The organism is Actinosynnema sp. NPDC059335 (genome assembly GCF_042752395.1).
Classification (GTDB): Bacteria; Actinomycetota; Actinomycetes; order Mycobacteriales; family Pseudonocardiaceae; genus Actinosynnema.
The window spans coordinates 61604-75932 of sequence record NZ_JBHYXZ010000024.1 but is presented as its reverse complement, the minus strand read 5'-3'; the positions used below and the strand labels follow the sequence as shown (position 1 = coordinate 75932).

Sequence of the window (14329 nt, the reverse complement as noted above, 5' to 3'; positions counted from 1 at the left end):
GGCTGTGTATCGTGGGCTGGGAGTTGTGTATAAGAGACAGCTCGTGCACGGCGACCACCGCGTCGGCCGGGATCGGCCCGTAGACGTGCGGGAACCACGGACCGTCCTCGGTCTCGCCCGGCTCCCACAGCACGGGCAGGCCCTCCGGGTCGATCACGAGCAGCACGAGGTCGTGCCGGTCGCGGTACAGGCGGTTGGCGGGCAGGTGCACGGTGCCCGGGTCGGAGCAGTGCACGAACCCGTCCGGGTCGAGCGGGATCGCGCCGTCCTCGCGCGCCCTCCGCCAGTCCGCCTTCGCACTGATCCGCAGGATCACGCCGCCTCCTGGGTTGTCCACAGGTCCTGTGGACAAAGCTGGGGATAGCTGTGGACAGCCGCTAGCGGAGGGTGATCTGCCGGCCGCGCAGACCGTCCCGCGCCCGCCGCTCCGCCTCGGTGAGCGGCTCGTCGTCCAGGCTGGTCAGAGCGTCCCGCAAACGCTTGCCCAACGCCTCCGCGCCGGGCGCCCACTCGCTGGAGTGCAGCTCGCGGTCCAGGTCCCACACGGGCACGAGCAGGCCGTGCGCCCGGAACGAGCCCGCGTACCGCGACCCCTCGCCCAGGTCCAGCTCGCCCCGCACGGACAGCCGGGCCAGCGCCGCCAGCAGCGCCTCCTCGGGCTCCGGCCGCACCCAGCGCAGGTGCGCCTTGTCGCCCGCGTCCACCCAGTACGCGGCGTCCACGCCGGGGGCGGTGAGGCGCTCGGTGGGCAGGATCGCGGCGTTCGCGCGTTCCAGGGACAGCGCGACCTCGCCCGCCGGCTCGTTGTCCGGCGGCAGCCACCACGCGAAGTCGGGGTGCAGCTCGGGGCTCAACGTCGCCTCGACGTCGAGCAGGTCCTGCAACCGGCCGGGGTTCGAGCCGTCGTCCGGGCCGACGACGGCGAGCGCGTCACCGGTCTTCGCCCGCAGCGCCCACTGCACGGCACGGGCCAGGTCGCGGCTCAGGTCGCCGGAACGGGTCTGCACCTGGAGGCCCACGAACGCGGTGCCGTCCGCCCGGACCAGGCCCGCCGCCGCCATCGGCAGCACGGTGGCCAGCACGATGTCCCGGCCGGAGTCGTCCTTGAGCGGCAGCTTCACCGTCGCCGAGGGCACGAACTCGCGCAGCGCGATCAGCTCGGCCTCGGCGGCCAGGCCCTGGAACGGGCGCGACACGATGACGTCCGCCGCGCCGCCCGCCGAACCGTGGCACGCCTTGTAGCGCTTGCCGGAGCCGCACGGGCACGGCTGCCGCGGGTTCACGCCGTCCGCCGGCTTGGTCTTCACGGCTGTCCGCTTCGCCACCGCGCCTCCTCGGTCTCAGGGCTGGTCGGGCGTCAAGTTATCCGCAAGGTGCCGGCGGGTCTCCTCCGGGTTGTTGGTCGCGAGGAACCGCACGCCCCGCTCCCGGCACAGCGCGATGTCGGCCGGGTCGTCCACCGTCCACGCGTAGACGCCCTCTCCCCGGTCCGGGTGACGCTTGAGCAGGTGAACGCCGGGTCCGGCGAAGTCGGCGAAGCGGGGCCGGGTGCGGGGCCACAGCCGGTCGTAGAGCAGGACCGTCGGCACCTCCGGCCGCAGCTGCTTGAACCGGTGCACGGCGAAGACGGAGAACGACATCATGACCACGTCGACCCGGTGCCGGCCCAGCTCCTCGGCGAGCCGCCGCTCCACCGCGCCCCGGCGCCGGACGGGGTGCTTGGTCTCGACGAACAGCCGCGTGCCGTGGTCGGCCGCGAACGCCAGCAGCGCGGCCAGCGTGAGCACCTCGGCCGGCTCGCCGCCGTGCCAGCTGCCGAAGTCGTGCCGGCGCAGCTCGGCCAGGGTCATCGCGCCGACCGCCCCGGAGCCGCCGCTGGTGCGGTCGATCGTGCGGTCGTGCACGCAGACCAGGTGCCCGTCCCTGGTCAGCCGCACGTCGCACTCCAGCCCGTCCGCGCCCTGGCGCAGGGCCAGCTCGTACGCGGCGAGGGTGTGCTCCGGCCGTCGGGTGGACGCGCCGCGGTGGGCGATGACTTCGGGCGACACGCTGGGCAATGGTCCTGGTGAGGCACGCGGGCGGTCAACCCGACTACGCGATGTCACAGCTCGCTGAATATTTGAAAGAACAACCACACTCGGATGGACGCGAGCCTCGCTCTAGACCTACCGTCCGTCACCGTGGCGTCCTTCGACCAGCACGACCCCGCGTTCATCGCGAACCCCTACCCCGCGTTCGCCGCCCTGCGCGCGGAGGGCGAGGTCCACTGGCACGAGGGGATGGGCGTCGCGGTGGCGGTGTCGCACGCGGCGGCGTCGGCGGTGCTGCGGCACCGGTCGCTCGGCCGGATCTGGAGCGACGCGGAGCCGCTGGACCTGTTCGGGTCGTTCAACCTGCTGCACCGCAACTCGATGCTGGAGAACGAGCCGCCCACGCACACCCGGCTGCGCCGGCTGGTGGCCGCCGCGTTCGGCCGCGGCCACGTGGAGCGGCTGCGGCCGTGGATCACCGACCTGGCCGACCGGCTGGTGGACGACCTGGCGGCCGCGATCCGCGACGACGGCCAGGCCGACCTGCTGGCCCGCGTGGCCGCGCCGCTGCCGGTCGAGGTGATCGCGGAGCTGCTCGGCGTGCCCGCCGGGGACCGGCCGCTGCTGCAGCCGTGGTCGAACGCGATCGTGAAGATGTACGAGTACGACCTGGCCGAGGACAAGCGGGCCGCGGCCGAGCGCGCGGCCACCGAGTTCGTCGCCTACCTGCGCGGGCTGGTCGCGCTGCGGCGCGCCTCGCCCGGCGACGACCTGGTGTCCGACCTGGTGGCGGTCACCGACTCGGACGGCGCGAAGCTGACCGAGGACGAGCTGGTGTCGACCGCCGTGCTGCTGCTCATGGCGGGCCACGAGGCCACGGTGAACGTCATCGGCAACGGCGTGCACGCGTTGATGGGGCACCCGGACGAGTGGCGTCGCCTGGTGGCCGACCCGGGGCTGCTGCCCACGGCGGTGGAGGAGCTGATCCGCTACGACTCGCCGCTGCAGCTGTTCGAGCGCACCGCGACCGAGCCGGTCACCATCGCCGGGTACCGGGTCGAGCCGGGCGAGAAGATCGCCGCGCTGCTGGGCGCGGCGGCCCGCGACCCGCTGGTGTTCCGCGACCCGGACACCTTCGACCTGTCCCGCGACCCGAACCCGCACCTGGGGTTCGGCATGGGCATCCACTACTGCCTGGGCGCGCCGCTGGCCCGGATCGAGGTGCGGGCCGCGCTGTCCGCGCTGGTCCGCAAGCTGCCGGGCGCGGAACGGGCCGCGGAACCGCGCCGGCGGGCCGAGTTCGTCATCCGGGGCTTGCACGACCTGCCGCTCACGGCTCCCCGCCGGTAGCCGCAGCGGGGCCTACCGCTTGAGCGGGTGCCGCTTCGGCAGCTTGAGGCCGCGGTCGGCCATCACGGTGCGCAGCCGGTCCGGGTAGTCGGTGATGATGCCGTCCACGCCGTCGTCGATGAGCTTGTGCATGGTGGCCGGGTCGTTGACGGTCCACGGGACGACCTTCAGGCCGTGCGCGTGCGCCTCGTCCACCAGGGCCTTGGTGGTGAACGGCACGTAGTCCGGGTCGCCGACCTCCCCGTTCTGCGGGTTGCCGTGGACCGGGGACAGCGCGGACGCGCCGAAGCTCTTGACCGCCTCGACCACGCTGCCGCCGAAGTCGGCCAGGTCGAGCCCGCCGGTCCACGGCGAGCCGGGGCGCAGGAACTCGGGCTGGGTCAGCGCGACCAGCGGCACGCGCGGCTCGACCTCGCGCCACAGCATGAGCGTGCCCCAGTCGAACGACTGGACGGTGACGTTGCGGAGGAAGCCGGACGCGCGGATCTCGCGGGCGGTGACCGCCACGAACTGCTCGCGCGGCGCGGTCTCGTGCGGCGCGGCGGCCTCGACCTTGGTCTCGATGTTGAACTTCACGTCGAACGCGCGGTGGCGGCGGGCCAGGTCGAACACCTCGGCCAGGGTCGGCATCCGCGCGCCCGGCGACAGCTCCTGCTCCGGGTACTGCGACCAGCGGGTCGACCCGCAGTCCAGCGTGCGGACCTGTGCGAACGTCAGGTCCTTCACGTACCGGCCGGCGTAGGGGAACGCCGGGTCGCCGGGGAACGCGGGCGCGGTGTCCAGGCACTTCGCCGGGTTGGTCCGGCGGTCGTGCGTCACGACCTCGCGGCCGTCCTTGGTGATCTGGACGTCCAGTTCGAGGGTCGTCACGCCCAGTTCGAGCGCCTTGCCGAACGCCGCCAGGGTGCTCTCGACCGTCAGCCCGATCCCTCCCCGGTGCGCCTGCAGGTCGAACTGCCGCTTGCCGCCGTGCGCCGCCGCCACGCCGGGGACCAGGACGGAGAGGACCAGAGCTGCCACGAGTGCCCGCATGGGGCCACCGTGGCACGGGGTCGGCCGGGCGCCCAACGACCGCCGGGGGAACGACCGCTGAACAACCGGGGCCGCCGGTCAGCCCGCGACCGGCTCGGGCCGGCACCAGGCGGCGGAGGCGGTCGGCACGCGGACCCGGGCGGACTTCCCGGCCGAACGGGTCAGCGCGGCGAACCCGACGGGCGGACCGGGCGCAGGGCGGGCGCCGGGGCGTCCTTGACGTCCACCACCCGCATGCGGCGGATCGCGCCCGCCTCCACCGGCAGCAGCAGCGTGGTGATGCGGCGGACCACCACCGCCGTCACGATCGCCACCGCGGCGGCCAGCAGGTCGGCCACGGCGTGGAAGAGCACGCCGTCGGCCAGGGCCTGCACCCCGTCGCGGAACCCCCAGGCGAGGGTGAACGCGGCGAACAGGCCGGCGGCCGCCCACAACCCCCACCACCAGCGCAGCAGCTTCGACGGGGCGGGGCGGGTGGTGGCGGGCGCGCGGCACGCGGCGTGCTCCAGCTCGGCCAGGACCGAGCCGGGCACGACGAGGTTGACGCCGGGCACGACGAGGCCGAGCAACACCTCGTGGTCCGACCTCGACGGGCCGTAGCCCGCCTCCGCGGCGGCGGCGTTGCGGGCCCGGCGCAGCCACAGGAGGGTGAAGACGAGGGCCGTCGCGGACGCGACGACCATCACCACCGACGACGCCACGACCATCGCGTCCGACACGCCGACCGTGGTCGCGGACAACGCGCCGTAGCGGCTGAGCAGCAGCAACACGTAACGCCAGATCTCGCTGCCCGCCGCCCACAGGGCGGTCAGCGCGGCCAGGCCCAGCGCGTGCGACGCGGTCCGCGCCACCCGCTGCACCTGGTCGACGGTGTCGGCGGGGCGGTCGTCCGTGGCCACGGACGTGGGCCAGCGCCACGCCAGCAGCGGGAAGCCCCAGCGCGGCGGCACCGGGTACGACGGCGGGCCGGTGTAGCCCCGGCGCGGCGCGCCGGGGCGACGGTGCGGGTAGGCGCCGGGCGGCGGGCTCGCCACCCAGTCCACCCGCAACGGCCGCAGCGCCATGTCAGATGACCTCGGGCTCCGCGCCGTCGACCTCGGCGACCAGCGGCCGACCCTGGGCGGCCCACACCTGCATCCCGCCGTCGACGTTGGTGGCGTCCCACCCGTTGGCGTTCAGGTACTGCGTGACCCGCGCGGAACGGCCGCCCGCGCGGCACACGACGTAGAACTCGGTGTCGTCGGGCAGTTCGCCGAGCCGGCCCGCCAACTCGCTCATCGGGATGTGCAGGGCGCCGGGCGCGTGGCCGGCCGCCCACTCGTCCGCCTCGCGGACGTCGAGCAGCACCTTGCCCGCCGGCAGTTCCGCCGGCACCCCGGACACTTCAACGCTGGGAACGGTCACGGCTCCATGCTGCCACGGTGGTCATAAGCGGGGGATAAGGAGCACGCCGGCCGCCGTCCCCGGGAGGACGACGACCGGCGTGCGGATCGCGGCGGGCGGACGGCGGCTAGTGCGCGACCGCCTTCTCGGCGCCGACGCCGGTGAGGGCGCGCACCTCCATCTCCGCGTACTTCTCCTTGTCGTGCTCCTTCGACAGGATCGTGCCGAGGTAGCCGAGCAGGAACGCCACCGGGATCGACACGATGCCCGGGTTGGACAGCGGGAACAGGGCGAAGTCGAGGTCCTTGAACATCGAGGTCGGCTTGCCGGACACCGCGGGCGACAGCACGATCAGCGTGATCGTCACGGCGAGGCCGCCGTAGATGCTCCACAGCGCGCCCGAGGTGTTGAACCGCTTCCAGAACAGCGAGTACAGGATGGTCGGCAGGTTCGCCGACGCCGCCACCGCGAACGCCAGCGCCACCAGGAACGCGATGTTCTGGCCGTTGGCCGCGATGCCGCCGACGATCGACACGATGCCGATCACGATGGCGGTCCTGCGCGCCACCTTGACCTCGGCGTCCTTGTCCTCGACCGCGCCCTTCTTGATGATGTTCGCGTAGATGTCGTGCGCGAACGACGCCGACGCGGTGATCGTCAGGCCGGCCACCACGGCGAGGATCGTGGCGAACGCGACCGCCGCGATCAGGCCCAGCAGCAGCGGGCCGCCCAGCGCCTCGGCGAGCAGCGGCGCGGCGGAGTTCGCCCCGCCCGGCGCCGACCGGATCTTGTCCGGGCCCACCAGCGCCGCGGCGCCGTAGCCCAGGACGAGGGTGAACAGGTAGAACAGGCCGATCAGCCAGATCGCCCACACCACCGAGCGGCGCGCTTCCTTCGCGGTCGGCACCGTGTAGAAGCGCATCAGGATGTGCGGCAGGCCGGCCGTGCCCAGCACCAGCGCGAGCGCCAGCGACAGGAAGTCGAGCTTCGACGTGCCGGTCGCGCCGTACTGCAGGCCGGGGCCGAGCAGCTTCTCGCCCGCCTTCGGCGCGTTCTCCACAGCCGAGCCGAGCAGGCCCGACAGGTTCAGGCCGAACTTGGCGAGCACCCACAGCGTCATCACGCCGGCGCCGACGATCAGCAGCACCGCCTTGATGATCTGCACCCAGGTGGTGCCCTTCATGCCGCCGATGAGCACGTAGGCGATCATCAGCGCGCCGACGACCGCGATCACGATCGCCTGGCCGACCTTGCCGGTGATGTTGAGCAGCAGCGCGACCAGGCCGCCCGCGCCCGCCATCTGCGCCAGCAGGTAGAAGAACGACACGGCCATGGTCGACGTCGCCGCCGCGGCGCGCACCGGGCGCTGCTGCATGCGGAAGCTCAGCACGTCGCCCATCGTGTACTTGCCGGTGTTGCGCAGCAGCTCCGCGACCAGCAGCAGCGCGACCAGCCACGCCACCAGGAAGCCGATGGAGTACAGGAAGCCGTCGTAGCCGTTGAGCGCGATCGCGCCCGCGATGCCGAGGAACGACGCGGCGGACAGGTAGTCGCCCGCGATGGCGACACCGTTCTGCGGGCCGGTGAACGCGCGGCCGGCGGCGAGGTAGTCGGCCGCGGTCTTCGTGTTGCGGCTGGCCCGGACGACGACGACCAGGGTTGCCGCGACGAAGATGCCGAAGATGCCGATGTTCAGCAGGGCGTTGCCGTTCACGCTTGACCCCCTTCGAGCTCGTTGCGGATCTTCTCCGCGGTGGGGTCGAGGTTCTTGTTCGCGTGCCGCACGTACAGCGTGGTGATGAGGAACGTGGACACGAACTGCAGCAGGCCGAGGATCAGGCCCACGTTGATGTTGCTGCCGAAGAGCTTGGTCGACATGAAGTCGTGCGCGTAGTCGGCCAGCAGGACGTACAGCAGGTACCAGGCCAGGAAGAGTCCGGCCATGGGGAAGACGAAGCTGCGCAGCCGCCGCCGGAGCTGCCGGAAGTCGGGGCTGTTCTGCACTTCGACCCAGTTGTGGTTGCCCTGGGCGTCGGCTGGGGTGTGCTGCTCAGAGGTGCTCACGGTCCCCTCCTCGCGTACTTGACGACGGTGTGAACGGCACGTAAGTCCTCCTGGTGCGTTCCTGATACGCCGTGCACCGTAGGGAGACCTGGGTCACGCCTGAAAGACCTTTCGTGTGGCGTTGCGCTCAACTGTCGAGTGATGCGATGAGCGGTAGTAATGCTGAGACGAAGTGCCACTCGGGTGATCGAAATCACCGGTAACCGGATCGGTGTGGTTATCTTCACCCGATCGAGACCTAGGTCCACTCTCAGCGATCACGCCTCAGGGCCGAACGGGTACCGCGCAGGTCATGACCGGGTTACCCGTCGCGGGGAGCGCTCCCGGAGGCCGCGAACCGGGCCCGGGACCGCGCCGAGCGCGTGTGAGCGATATCACGAAGTGGTGCCGTCGGGCTGGTGTCTCAGGGCGACGGCGGGGTGTCGCCGCCGCGGCTCCGCTCCGTGACGCGGGCCTTCTCCTCCGCCGTGCCGAACCGCTGCACGTCCCGGTCGCGCATGAACCCCAGCGGGTCCGGGGCGTGCAGCCGCAGCAGGATCTGGTTCACGTCGTCGGGTTTGCGGCGCGCGGTCAGCTTGCTGATCATCACCATGGTCAGGAACGCCGCCGGCACCGTCACCAGCGCCGGCTGCGAGAACACAGTCGGCGCCCAGCCGCCGGTGTAGGAGCTGACCACGGTCACCACCTGCGAGCCGATCACCAGCCCGCCGCCGACGACCAGCCCGGCCACCGCGCCGACCCAGGTCAACCCGCGCCACCAGATCCCCAGCAGCAGCAACGGGCAGAACGTGGACGCCGCCAGCGCGAACGACATCGCCACCGTCAACGACGCGTCCGCGCGCGGCAGCAGCAGCGCCAACCCGATCGCCACCGCGCCCGTCAGCACCGTGGCCCACCGGAAGTCGCGCACCTTGCCCGGCAGGATGTCCGTCGACACCACCCCGGCCACCGACACGAGCAGCCCGGACGACGTGGACAGGAACGCCGCGAACGCGCCCGCCGCCACCACCGCGCCCAGCACCTGCCCCAACGGGTTCGGCTGCATCGTGGTCGGCAGCAGCAGCACCGCCGCGTCGGTCTTGCCCGTCACCAGCAACTGCGGCAGGTACTGCCGCGAGATCACGCCCAGCACGGTCGGGAACAGGTAGAACAACCCCAGCAGGTACAGCACGTGCAACGCCGTGCGCCGGGCCGCCCGCCCGTCCGGGTTGGTGTAGAACCGCACCAGCACGTGCGGCAGGCCCATCGTGCCCAGGAACGTCGCGAAGATCAGCGAGTACGTCTCGAACAGCCCCGACAGGCCGTCGGTCTGCGGCCGCAGCCAGTCCTCGTTGGACGTCGGCGACCCCTCCACCACGGGCACCGGCGACCCGGCGGCGAACCGCAGCTCGGTGTCCGCGCCCACCTCGTGCAGGCCGGTCGTCCAGTACACCGGCCCGTCCGCGGGCGAACCGTTCACCACGCCCGTCGCGGACAGCTCGACCGGCACGTCCACCCGCACCCGGACCGGGTCGACCGTGGTCACCTCGACGTCCTCGGGGAACCGCAGCACGCCCGCGGCGTCCACCGGCTGCGCGCCGTTGTCCGGCCCGGTCAGGAACAACGCGAACAGCACGAACGTCGGCGCGGCGATCGCGAACAGCTTGCCCCAGTACTGGAACGCCTGCACCAGCGTGATCGCGCGCATGCCGCCGCCGAGGACGTTCACCACCACGATCGCGGTCACCAGCACGCCGCCCAGCCACGCGGGCAGGCCCGTGATCGTGTTCAGCGTCAGCCCGGCCGACTGCAACTGCGGCACCAGGTACAGCACGCCGATGCAGATCACGAAGAACGTGCAGAACTTCCGCAGGTTGGACGGGCCGAGCCGGGCCTCGGCGAAGTCGGGCAGCGTGTACGCGCCGGACCGCCGCAGCGGCGCGGCCACGAACAGCATCATCGCCAGGTACCCGGCGGTGAAGCCGATCGGGTACCACAGCGCGTCGATCCCGTCCTTGAGCACCAGCCCGGCCACGCCGAGGAACGACGCGGCGGACAGGTACTCGCCGGAGATCGCCGCGGCGTTGCGGGTGGCGGGCACGGCGCGGCGGGCCACCAGGAAGTCGGGGGTCGTGTTGGCGCGGCGGGAACCCACGTAGCCCAACGAGAACGTCAGCAGCGCCATCACGCCGACGAGCACCAGGCTCCACGGGTTGTCGATCACCGGTCCACCGAACTCACGAAGTCCTGCTCGTGGCTCTCCGCCAGTCTTCGGTACGCGTAGCCCACCCCGTACAGGAGCGGGAACGGCAGCAGCGCCAGCAGCAGCCACGGCAGCCGCACGCCCAGGAACTGCACGTCCGACAACGACGGCACGAGGTAGAACAGCAACGGCAGCGACGCGAGCAGCACCAGCGTGCCGCCGCCGAGCGCCAGGCCGGTCCGCAGCTGGGTCCTGATCAGGTCGCGGATCAGCTTCTCGCCGACGCTGGTCTGCTCCTCCAGCTCGATGATCGTGCGCAGCACCCGCCCGCGCCCGCGCGGGTCCGCCAGGACCACGCGCCGCCGGCGGTTCTTGCGCGCCGACACCGACAGCCAGGCGTCGCGTTCGGCCGGCTGCGGCTGGTCCGGTTGGCCGGGGGGGCCGGAGTGCTTGGTCATCCCCAACTGCTCTTGGGGGGGCGCACGATCCGCTCCTTCAGCTCACGCGTGTGCCGCCGGCTCACCGGCAGCTCCTTCGCCCCCTCGCCCGACCCGATCACCACCGCGTACCCGTTCGACGTCATCCGCAGCTCGGTCACCAGCGGCAGCGCCACCAGGAAGGAGCGGTGGATGCGCACGAAGCCCGCGTTCTCCCAGCGCTCCTCCAGCTGGGCCAGCGGGATGCGCACCAGGTGGCTGGCGCCGTCGTTGGTGTGCAGGCGAGCGTAGTCGCCCTGCGCCTCGACGTAGCGCACGGTGGCCCGCGGCACGAGCTTGATCGTGCCGCCCAGCTCGACCGGGATCACCTCGTCGTCCTGCGGCTCGGCGGCCGGCTCCGGGGTCACCGCCGGGGTCGCGGCGACCCGGTCGACGACCCGCGAGATCGCCTTGTTGACCCGGTCGGCGTTGATCGGCTTGGTGACGAAGTCCAGCGCGCCCACCTCGAAGGCCACCACGGCCTCCGAGTGCTCGACCCCCGTGACGAACACCAACGCCGGCGGCGCGCGGAACGCGCCGAGCACGCGCGCGAGGTCCGTGCCGCTCAACCCCGGCATGTTGATGTCGGCGAACACGGCGTCGACCGGCGGTAGCCCGGCCCGGGTGCGGTCCATCACCTCGACGTCGTAGTCACCCCGGAGGATGCGCAGTGCCTCGGCCGCGTCGAAGGCCGTGAGCACGCGTCGGATGTGCGGGCTGCTTTCGAGCAGGTACTTGATCTCGCTCAGACCGGGTGCCTCGTCGTCCACCGCCAGGACGAGGAGCCCCGAGTGGTCCGCGCGATTGTTCACTGGGGTACTCACTGTGCCGCGCATCTTGCCGACCCGGCGGGGTCGCTGTCTACGCCGGTTGCCGGACGGCCGCGCGGCCGTGACCTCACAAGCCGAATCGCGACCAGCGCGCCCGCTCCTCCAACGCCGCCAACCCGTCCAGCAGGAAGTCGCCCGATCGGGTGGTGGCGCCGGCGAGCCCGAGACGGGCCAGGAGGGGTCGGCGGGGCTCGGCGACCGCGATGTCGGCGTCCGGGTAGCGCTCCGCCACGACGCCGCGCAGCGTGCCCAGCCCGTCGACCAGGCCCAGCTCGACGGCCTTCGCGCCGGTCCACACCTCGCCGTTGAACAGCTCGTCGTCGGTGCCCTTCAGCTTCGCGCCGCGCCGCTGCCTGACCCAGGCGGCGAACTGCTCGTGCAGCTGCGCCTGCAGGCCCTTGAGCCACTCGACGTCCTCGGGCTTCTCCGGGCTGAACGGGTCGAGGCGGACTTTGTTCTCCCCGGCCGTGTGCACGCGCCGCTCGACGCCGTAGCGCTCGATCAGGCCGTTGAGCCCGAACCCGGCGCTGACCACGCCGATCGACCCCACCAGGGACGTGCCGTGGGCGTAGATCTCGTCGGCCGCGCAGGCCAGCCAGTAGCCGCCGGAGGCCGCCAGGTCCTCGCAGAACGCCAGGACCGGCACCTTCTTCTTCGCGGCCAGCTCGCGGATGCGCTCGCCGACCAGCGCCGACTGGGTGGGCGCGCCGCCGGGCGAGTTGATCAGCAGGGCGACCGCGACCAGCCGGTCGTGGTCGAACGCGCGGGTCAGCGCGCTCTCCACGGTCTGCACGTTGATGGTGTTGCGGGCCATCGGCGAGGGCGTCGGGGTGATGACGCCGTGCAGGCGGACGGCGGCCACCACGGGGCCGCGCTCGGTCCGCTCGCTGACGATCTTCGGCAGCCGGGCCGCGATCTTGTCCGTCACGCTCATGCCCCGACCTTACGTGGGCCCGGCGGGGAGTGTGGCCGGGAAGCGGCGGCGCGCGCGGCTACCATCGAGCGGTGACGTTCAACCCGTTCCGGTGGCTCGAACGCTACGTCGAGTGGTGGGACGACCGCGGGCGCAAGAACGCCGACGGCCCGACCGCGATGCACGTCTACTGGATGTGGATGTCGTGGGGCATGTGCGCGGTCATGGTGGTCACGGTCCTGGCGATCGCCGCCGCGTGACCCCCGGCGCGGGACGTCACGCGCGCACGGCGGGCTGCTCGGTGGTGTCCTCCAGCCGCGGCGGCACCAGGGGCAGGTTGGTCTGCACGCCCCGGCTGTACTTCGGGATCTTGAGGATGATCTTCATGCCGGCGTCCGGCGCGGTCTCCACGACCAGCGCGTAGTCGTCGCCGAACACCGCCCGCATCCGGTGGTTGATGTTGCCCAGGCCCACGTGGGCGCCGGTCTGGTGGGCGTCCTTCAGGTCCTCGAACAGGCGGTCCGGGTCCATGCCGACGCCGTCGTCCTCGACGGAGATCAGCGCTTCCGCGCCGTTGTCCTCGGCGATGATCGTCAGCAGCCCGCCGCCGGGCTTCTTGGCCAGGCCGTGCCGGACCGCGTTCTCCACCAGCGGTTGCAGCACCAGGAACGGCAGCACGACCTGGAGCACCTCGGGCGCGATCTTCAGCCGCACGTTCAGCCTCGACCCGTACCGCGCCTGCTCGATGGTCAGGTAGCGGTGGATGTTGGTCAGCTCGTCGGCCAGCGTGGTGAAGAAGCCGTCGGTGCGGAACGAGTAGCGGGTGAACTCGGCGAACTCCTGCAGCAGCTCCCGCGCGTGCGCGGGGTCGGTGCGGATCAGCGACGAGATCGTGTTGAGCGCGTTGTAGACGAAGTGCGGCGAGATCTGCGCCCGCAGCGCCCGGACCTCGGCCTGCGCCAGCGCCTGCCGGGACTTCTGCAGCACCTCCAGCTCGAGCTGGGTGGAGACGAACCGCGCGGTCTCCTCCGCCATCCGGATCTGCCGCTTGTTCGCCACCCCGCTGACCACGATCAGCGTGCCGGCGACGTCGCCCTCCACCACCAGCGGCACGATCACGGCGCTGTGCAGCGAGCACGGGCCGGGCAGCTCGCAGTCGAGCTTGCGGTGCTCGACGTGCTCCTTGTGGCCCTCGCCGATGGCGCGCTCGATGTAGGGGCGCAGGAACTCGTAGTGGTCGTTCGCGCCGCCGTCCCACGACAGGAGCGTGTCCTCGTGGTCGGTGATGCCGACCGCGACGCACCGCAGCATCTCCCGCAGGTGCGGCGTCGCCTTGTTGGCCGCGTCCTCGGTCAGCCCCTCGCGCAGGTCGGCCGACGCCTTCGACATGCGGTGCAGCATGTCCATCACCGCGTCCTCGACCGACGTGCTGACCCGGCGGGCGCGGCAGAGCATCACGAACAGGCCCAGGACGGCCAAGGTCGCGATGAGGCCGAGCACCGCACGCTCGGTCAGGAGGTCACGCACGGCGTCCATGCTCTGCCGTGGGGGCGGCGGTGGCAAGGGATTCGCGGTGTGCGGCCGTGCACATCCGATGAATTGGCGGCGACCGTGGCGGATTGCTTACCCAATCGGGCGATCAAGACGGGGTGCGATCACGGAGAGTGGGTGCGATCCGATCACTCGGACCGCACCCCGGGGCACGGCGCTCACCCCGCGTCAGCGCCGACCGTCCCGTCAGGTCGAGCTGGGCGCCGTCGTGGTCGAGGTCGGGCTCTGCTTCTTGCAGCCCAGCTTCTCGACCAGGTCGGCCAGGGCGGGTTCCTCCAGCAGGTCCAGCTCCTCCAGCACGCGGCAGATCACCTTCGTGACCTCGTCCTGCTGGAGCTGGGGTTTCTGCTCCTCGGGCGCGGCGGCCGAGACGGCGATGGTCGAACCGGCGAACGTGGCCAGTCCCATAGTGGCGCCGATCAACGCGGCGGCGATGCGCTGGTTCATGGCTCCTCCAAGTGTGGTTCGGACACCAGGAGGAGTGCCCCGACGAGCCCGGTTCAGCCGACGAACGGAGC

General features: G+C 71.9%; 16 protein-coding genes. 2 read left to right on the top strand and 14 right to left on the bottom strand.

Annotated features, from left to right (window positions below; all coding sequences use genetic code 11):
- The 3 genes from ACFXGA_RS10920 to ACFXGA_RS10910 all read right to left on the bottom strand — a co-directional run.
- A partial coding sequence (locus tag ACFXGA_RS10920; RefSeq protein WP_378086497.1) for a DUF952 domain-containing protein occupies window positions 1–316 on the bottom strand: 316 nt, incomplete at its 3' end.
- A 61-nt stretch (window positions 317–377) separates the two neighbouring features.
- A complete protein-coding gene (locus ACFXGA_RS10915; RefSeq protein WP_378086495.1) occupies window positions 378–1325 on the bottom strand; it encodes a DUF5926 family protein in 948 nt (315 codons plus the stop codon).
- Between the two features lie 15 nt (window positions 1326–1340).
- On the bottom strand, window positions 1341–2048 hold the full coding sequence (locus tag ACFXGA_RS10910; protein ID WP_378086494.1) for a glycerophosphodiester phosphodiesterase family protein: 708 nt from the start codon (window positions 2046–2048) through the stop codon (window positions 1341–1343).
- Window positions 2049–2141: 93 nt separating this feature from the next.
- Here ACFXGA_RS10910 and ACFXGA_RS10905 point away from each other — a divergent pair, with 93 nt between their 5' ends.
- Window positions 2142–3380 (top strand): cytochrome P450, encoded by a 1239-nt coding sequence (locus ACFXGA_RS10905; protein WP_378086492.1) that lies wholly within the window; start codon window positions 2142–2144, stop codon window positions 3378–3380.
- A gap of 12 nt (window positions 3381–3392) precedes the next feature.
- On the opposite strand, the gene ACFXGA_RS10900 is transcribed toward ACFXGA_RS10905, so the two are convergent.
- The 9 genes from ACFXGA_RS10900 to ACFXGA_RS10860 all read right to left on the bottom strand — a co-directional run bounded on the left by ACFXGA_RS10900 (window position 3393) and on the right by ACFXGA_RS10860 (window position 12281).
- The gene (locus tag ACFXGA_RS10900; RefSeq protein WP_378086490.1) at window positions 3393–4412 is read right to left on the bottom strand and encodes a glycerophosphodiester phosphodiesterase; all 1020 of its coding nucleotides are present in this window, start codon (window positions 4410–4412) and stop codon (window positions 3393–3395) included.
- A gap of 161 nt (window positions 4413–4573) precedes the next feature.
- On the bottom strand, window positions 4574–5476 hold the full coding sequence (locus ACFXGA_RS10895; protein ID WP_378086488.1) for a DUF4328 domain-containing protein: 903 nt from the start codon (window positions 5474–5476) through the stop codon (window positions 4574–4576).
- Between the two features lies 1 nt (window position 5477).
- Window positions 5478–5816: a rhodanese-like domain-containing protein gene (locus tag ACFXGA_RS10890; protein ID WP_378086486.1), complete on the bottom strand. Its 339-nt coding sequence runs from the start codon at window positions 5814–5816 to the stop codon at window positions 5478–5480.
- 106 nt (window positions 5817–5922) lie between these two features.
- Window positions 5923–7509, bottom strand: a complete 1587-nt coding sequence (locus tag ACFXGA_RS10885; RefSeq protein WP_378086484.1) for a cation acetate symporter — start codon at window positions 7507–7509, stop codon at window positions 5923–5925.
- Complete coding sequence (locus ACFXGA_RS10880; RefSeq protein ID WP_378086482.1) at window positions 7506–7859, bottom strand: DUF485 domain-containing protein; 354 nt, start codon at window positions 7857–7859, stop codon at window positions 7506–7508. Before ACFXGA_RS10880 ends, ACFXGA_RS10885 begins: the two co-directional genes overlap by 4 nt.
- Window positions 7860–8262: 403 nt before the next feature.
- Complete coding sequence (locus ACFXGA_RS10875; RefSeq protein ID WP_378086507.1) at window positions 8263–10023, bottom strand: cation acetate symporter; 1761 nt, start codon at window positions 10021–10023, stop codon at window positions 8263–8265.
- A gap of 35 nt (window positions 10024–10058) precedes the next feature.
- The gene (locus tag ACFXGA_RS10870) at window positions 10059–10499 is read right to left on the bottom strand and encodes a hypothetical protein (protein WP_378086480.1); all 441 of its coding nucleotides are present in this window, start codon (window positions 10497–10499) and stop codon (window positions 10059–10061) included.
- On the bottom strand, window positions 10496–11353 hold the full coding sequence (locus tag ACFXGA_RS10865; protein ID WP_378086478.1) for a LytR/AlgR family response regulator transcription factor: 858 nt from the start codon (window positions 11351–11353) through the stop codon (window positions 10496–10498). The genes ACFXGA_RS10870 and ACFXGA_RS10865 overlap by 4 nt, the downstream gene beginning before the upstream one ends.
- Window positions 11354–11414: 61 nt before the next feature.
- Entirely contained in the window at window positions 11415–12281 is an 867-nt protein-coding gene (locus ACFXGA_RS10860; RefSeq protein ID WP_378086476.1) for a S49 family peptidase, read from the bottom strand.
- 71 nt (window positions 12282–12352) lie between these two features.
- Here ACFXGA_RS10860 and ACFXGA_RS10855 point away from each other — a divergent pair, with 71 nt between their 5' ends.
- Complete coding sequence (locus ACFXGA_RS10855; protein ID WP_378086474.1) at window positions 12353–12520, top strand: hypothetical protein; 168 nt, start codon at window positions 12353–12355, stop codon at window positions 12518–12520.
- Window positions 12521–12536: 16 nt separating this feature from the next.
- Here ACFXGA_RS10855 and ACFXGA_RS10850 read toward each other — a convergent pair whose 3' ends face one another.
- Together ACFXGA_RS10850 and ACFXGA_RS10845 are read right to left on the bottom strand one after the other, a co-directional pair.
- The gene (locus ACFXGA_RS10850) at window positions 12537–13796 is read right to left on the bottom strand and encodes a histidine kinase (RefSeq protein ID WP_378086472.1); all 1260 of its coding nucleotides are present in this window, start codon (window positions 13794–13796) and stop codon (window positions 12537–12539) included.
- 201 nt (window positions 13797–13997) lie between these two features.
- Window positions 13998–14258 carry a hypothetical protein gene (locus ACFXGA_RS10845; protein ID WP_378086470.1) on the bottom strand — a complete coding sequence of 87 codons (261 nt, stop codon included), beginning with the start codon at window positions 14256–14258 and terminating at the stop codon, window positions 13998–14000.
- Between the last annotated feature and the right edge of the window lie 71 nt (window positions 14259–14329).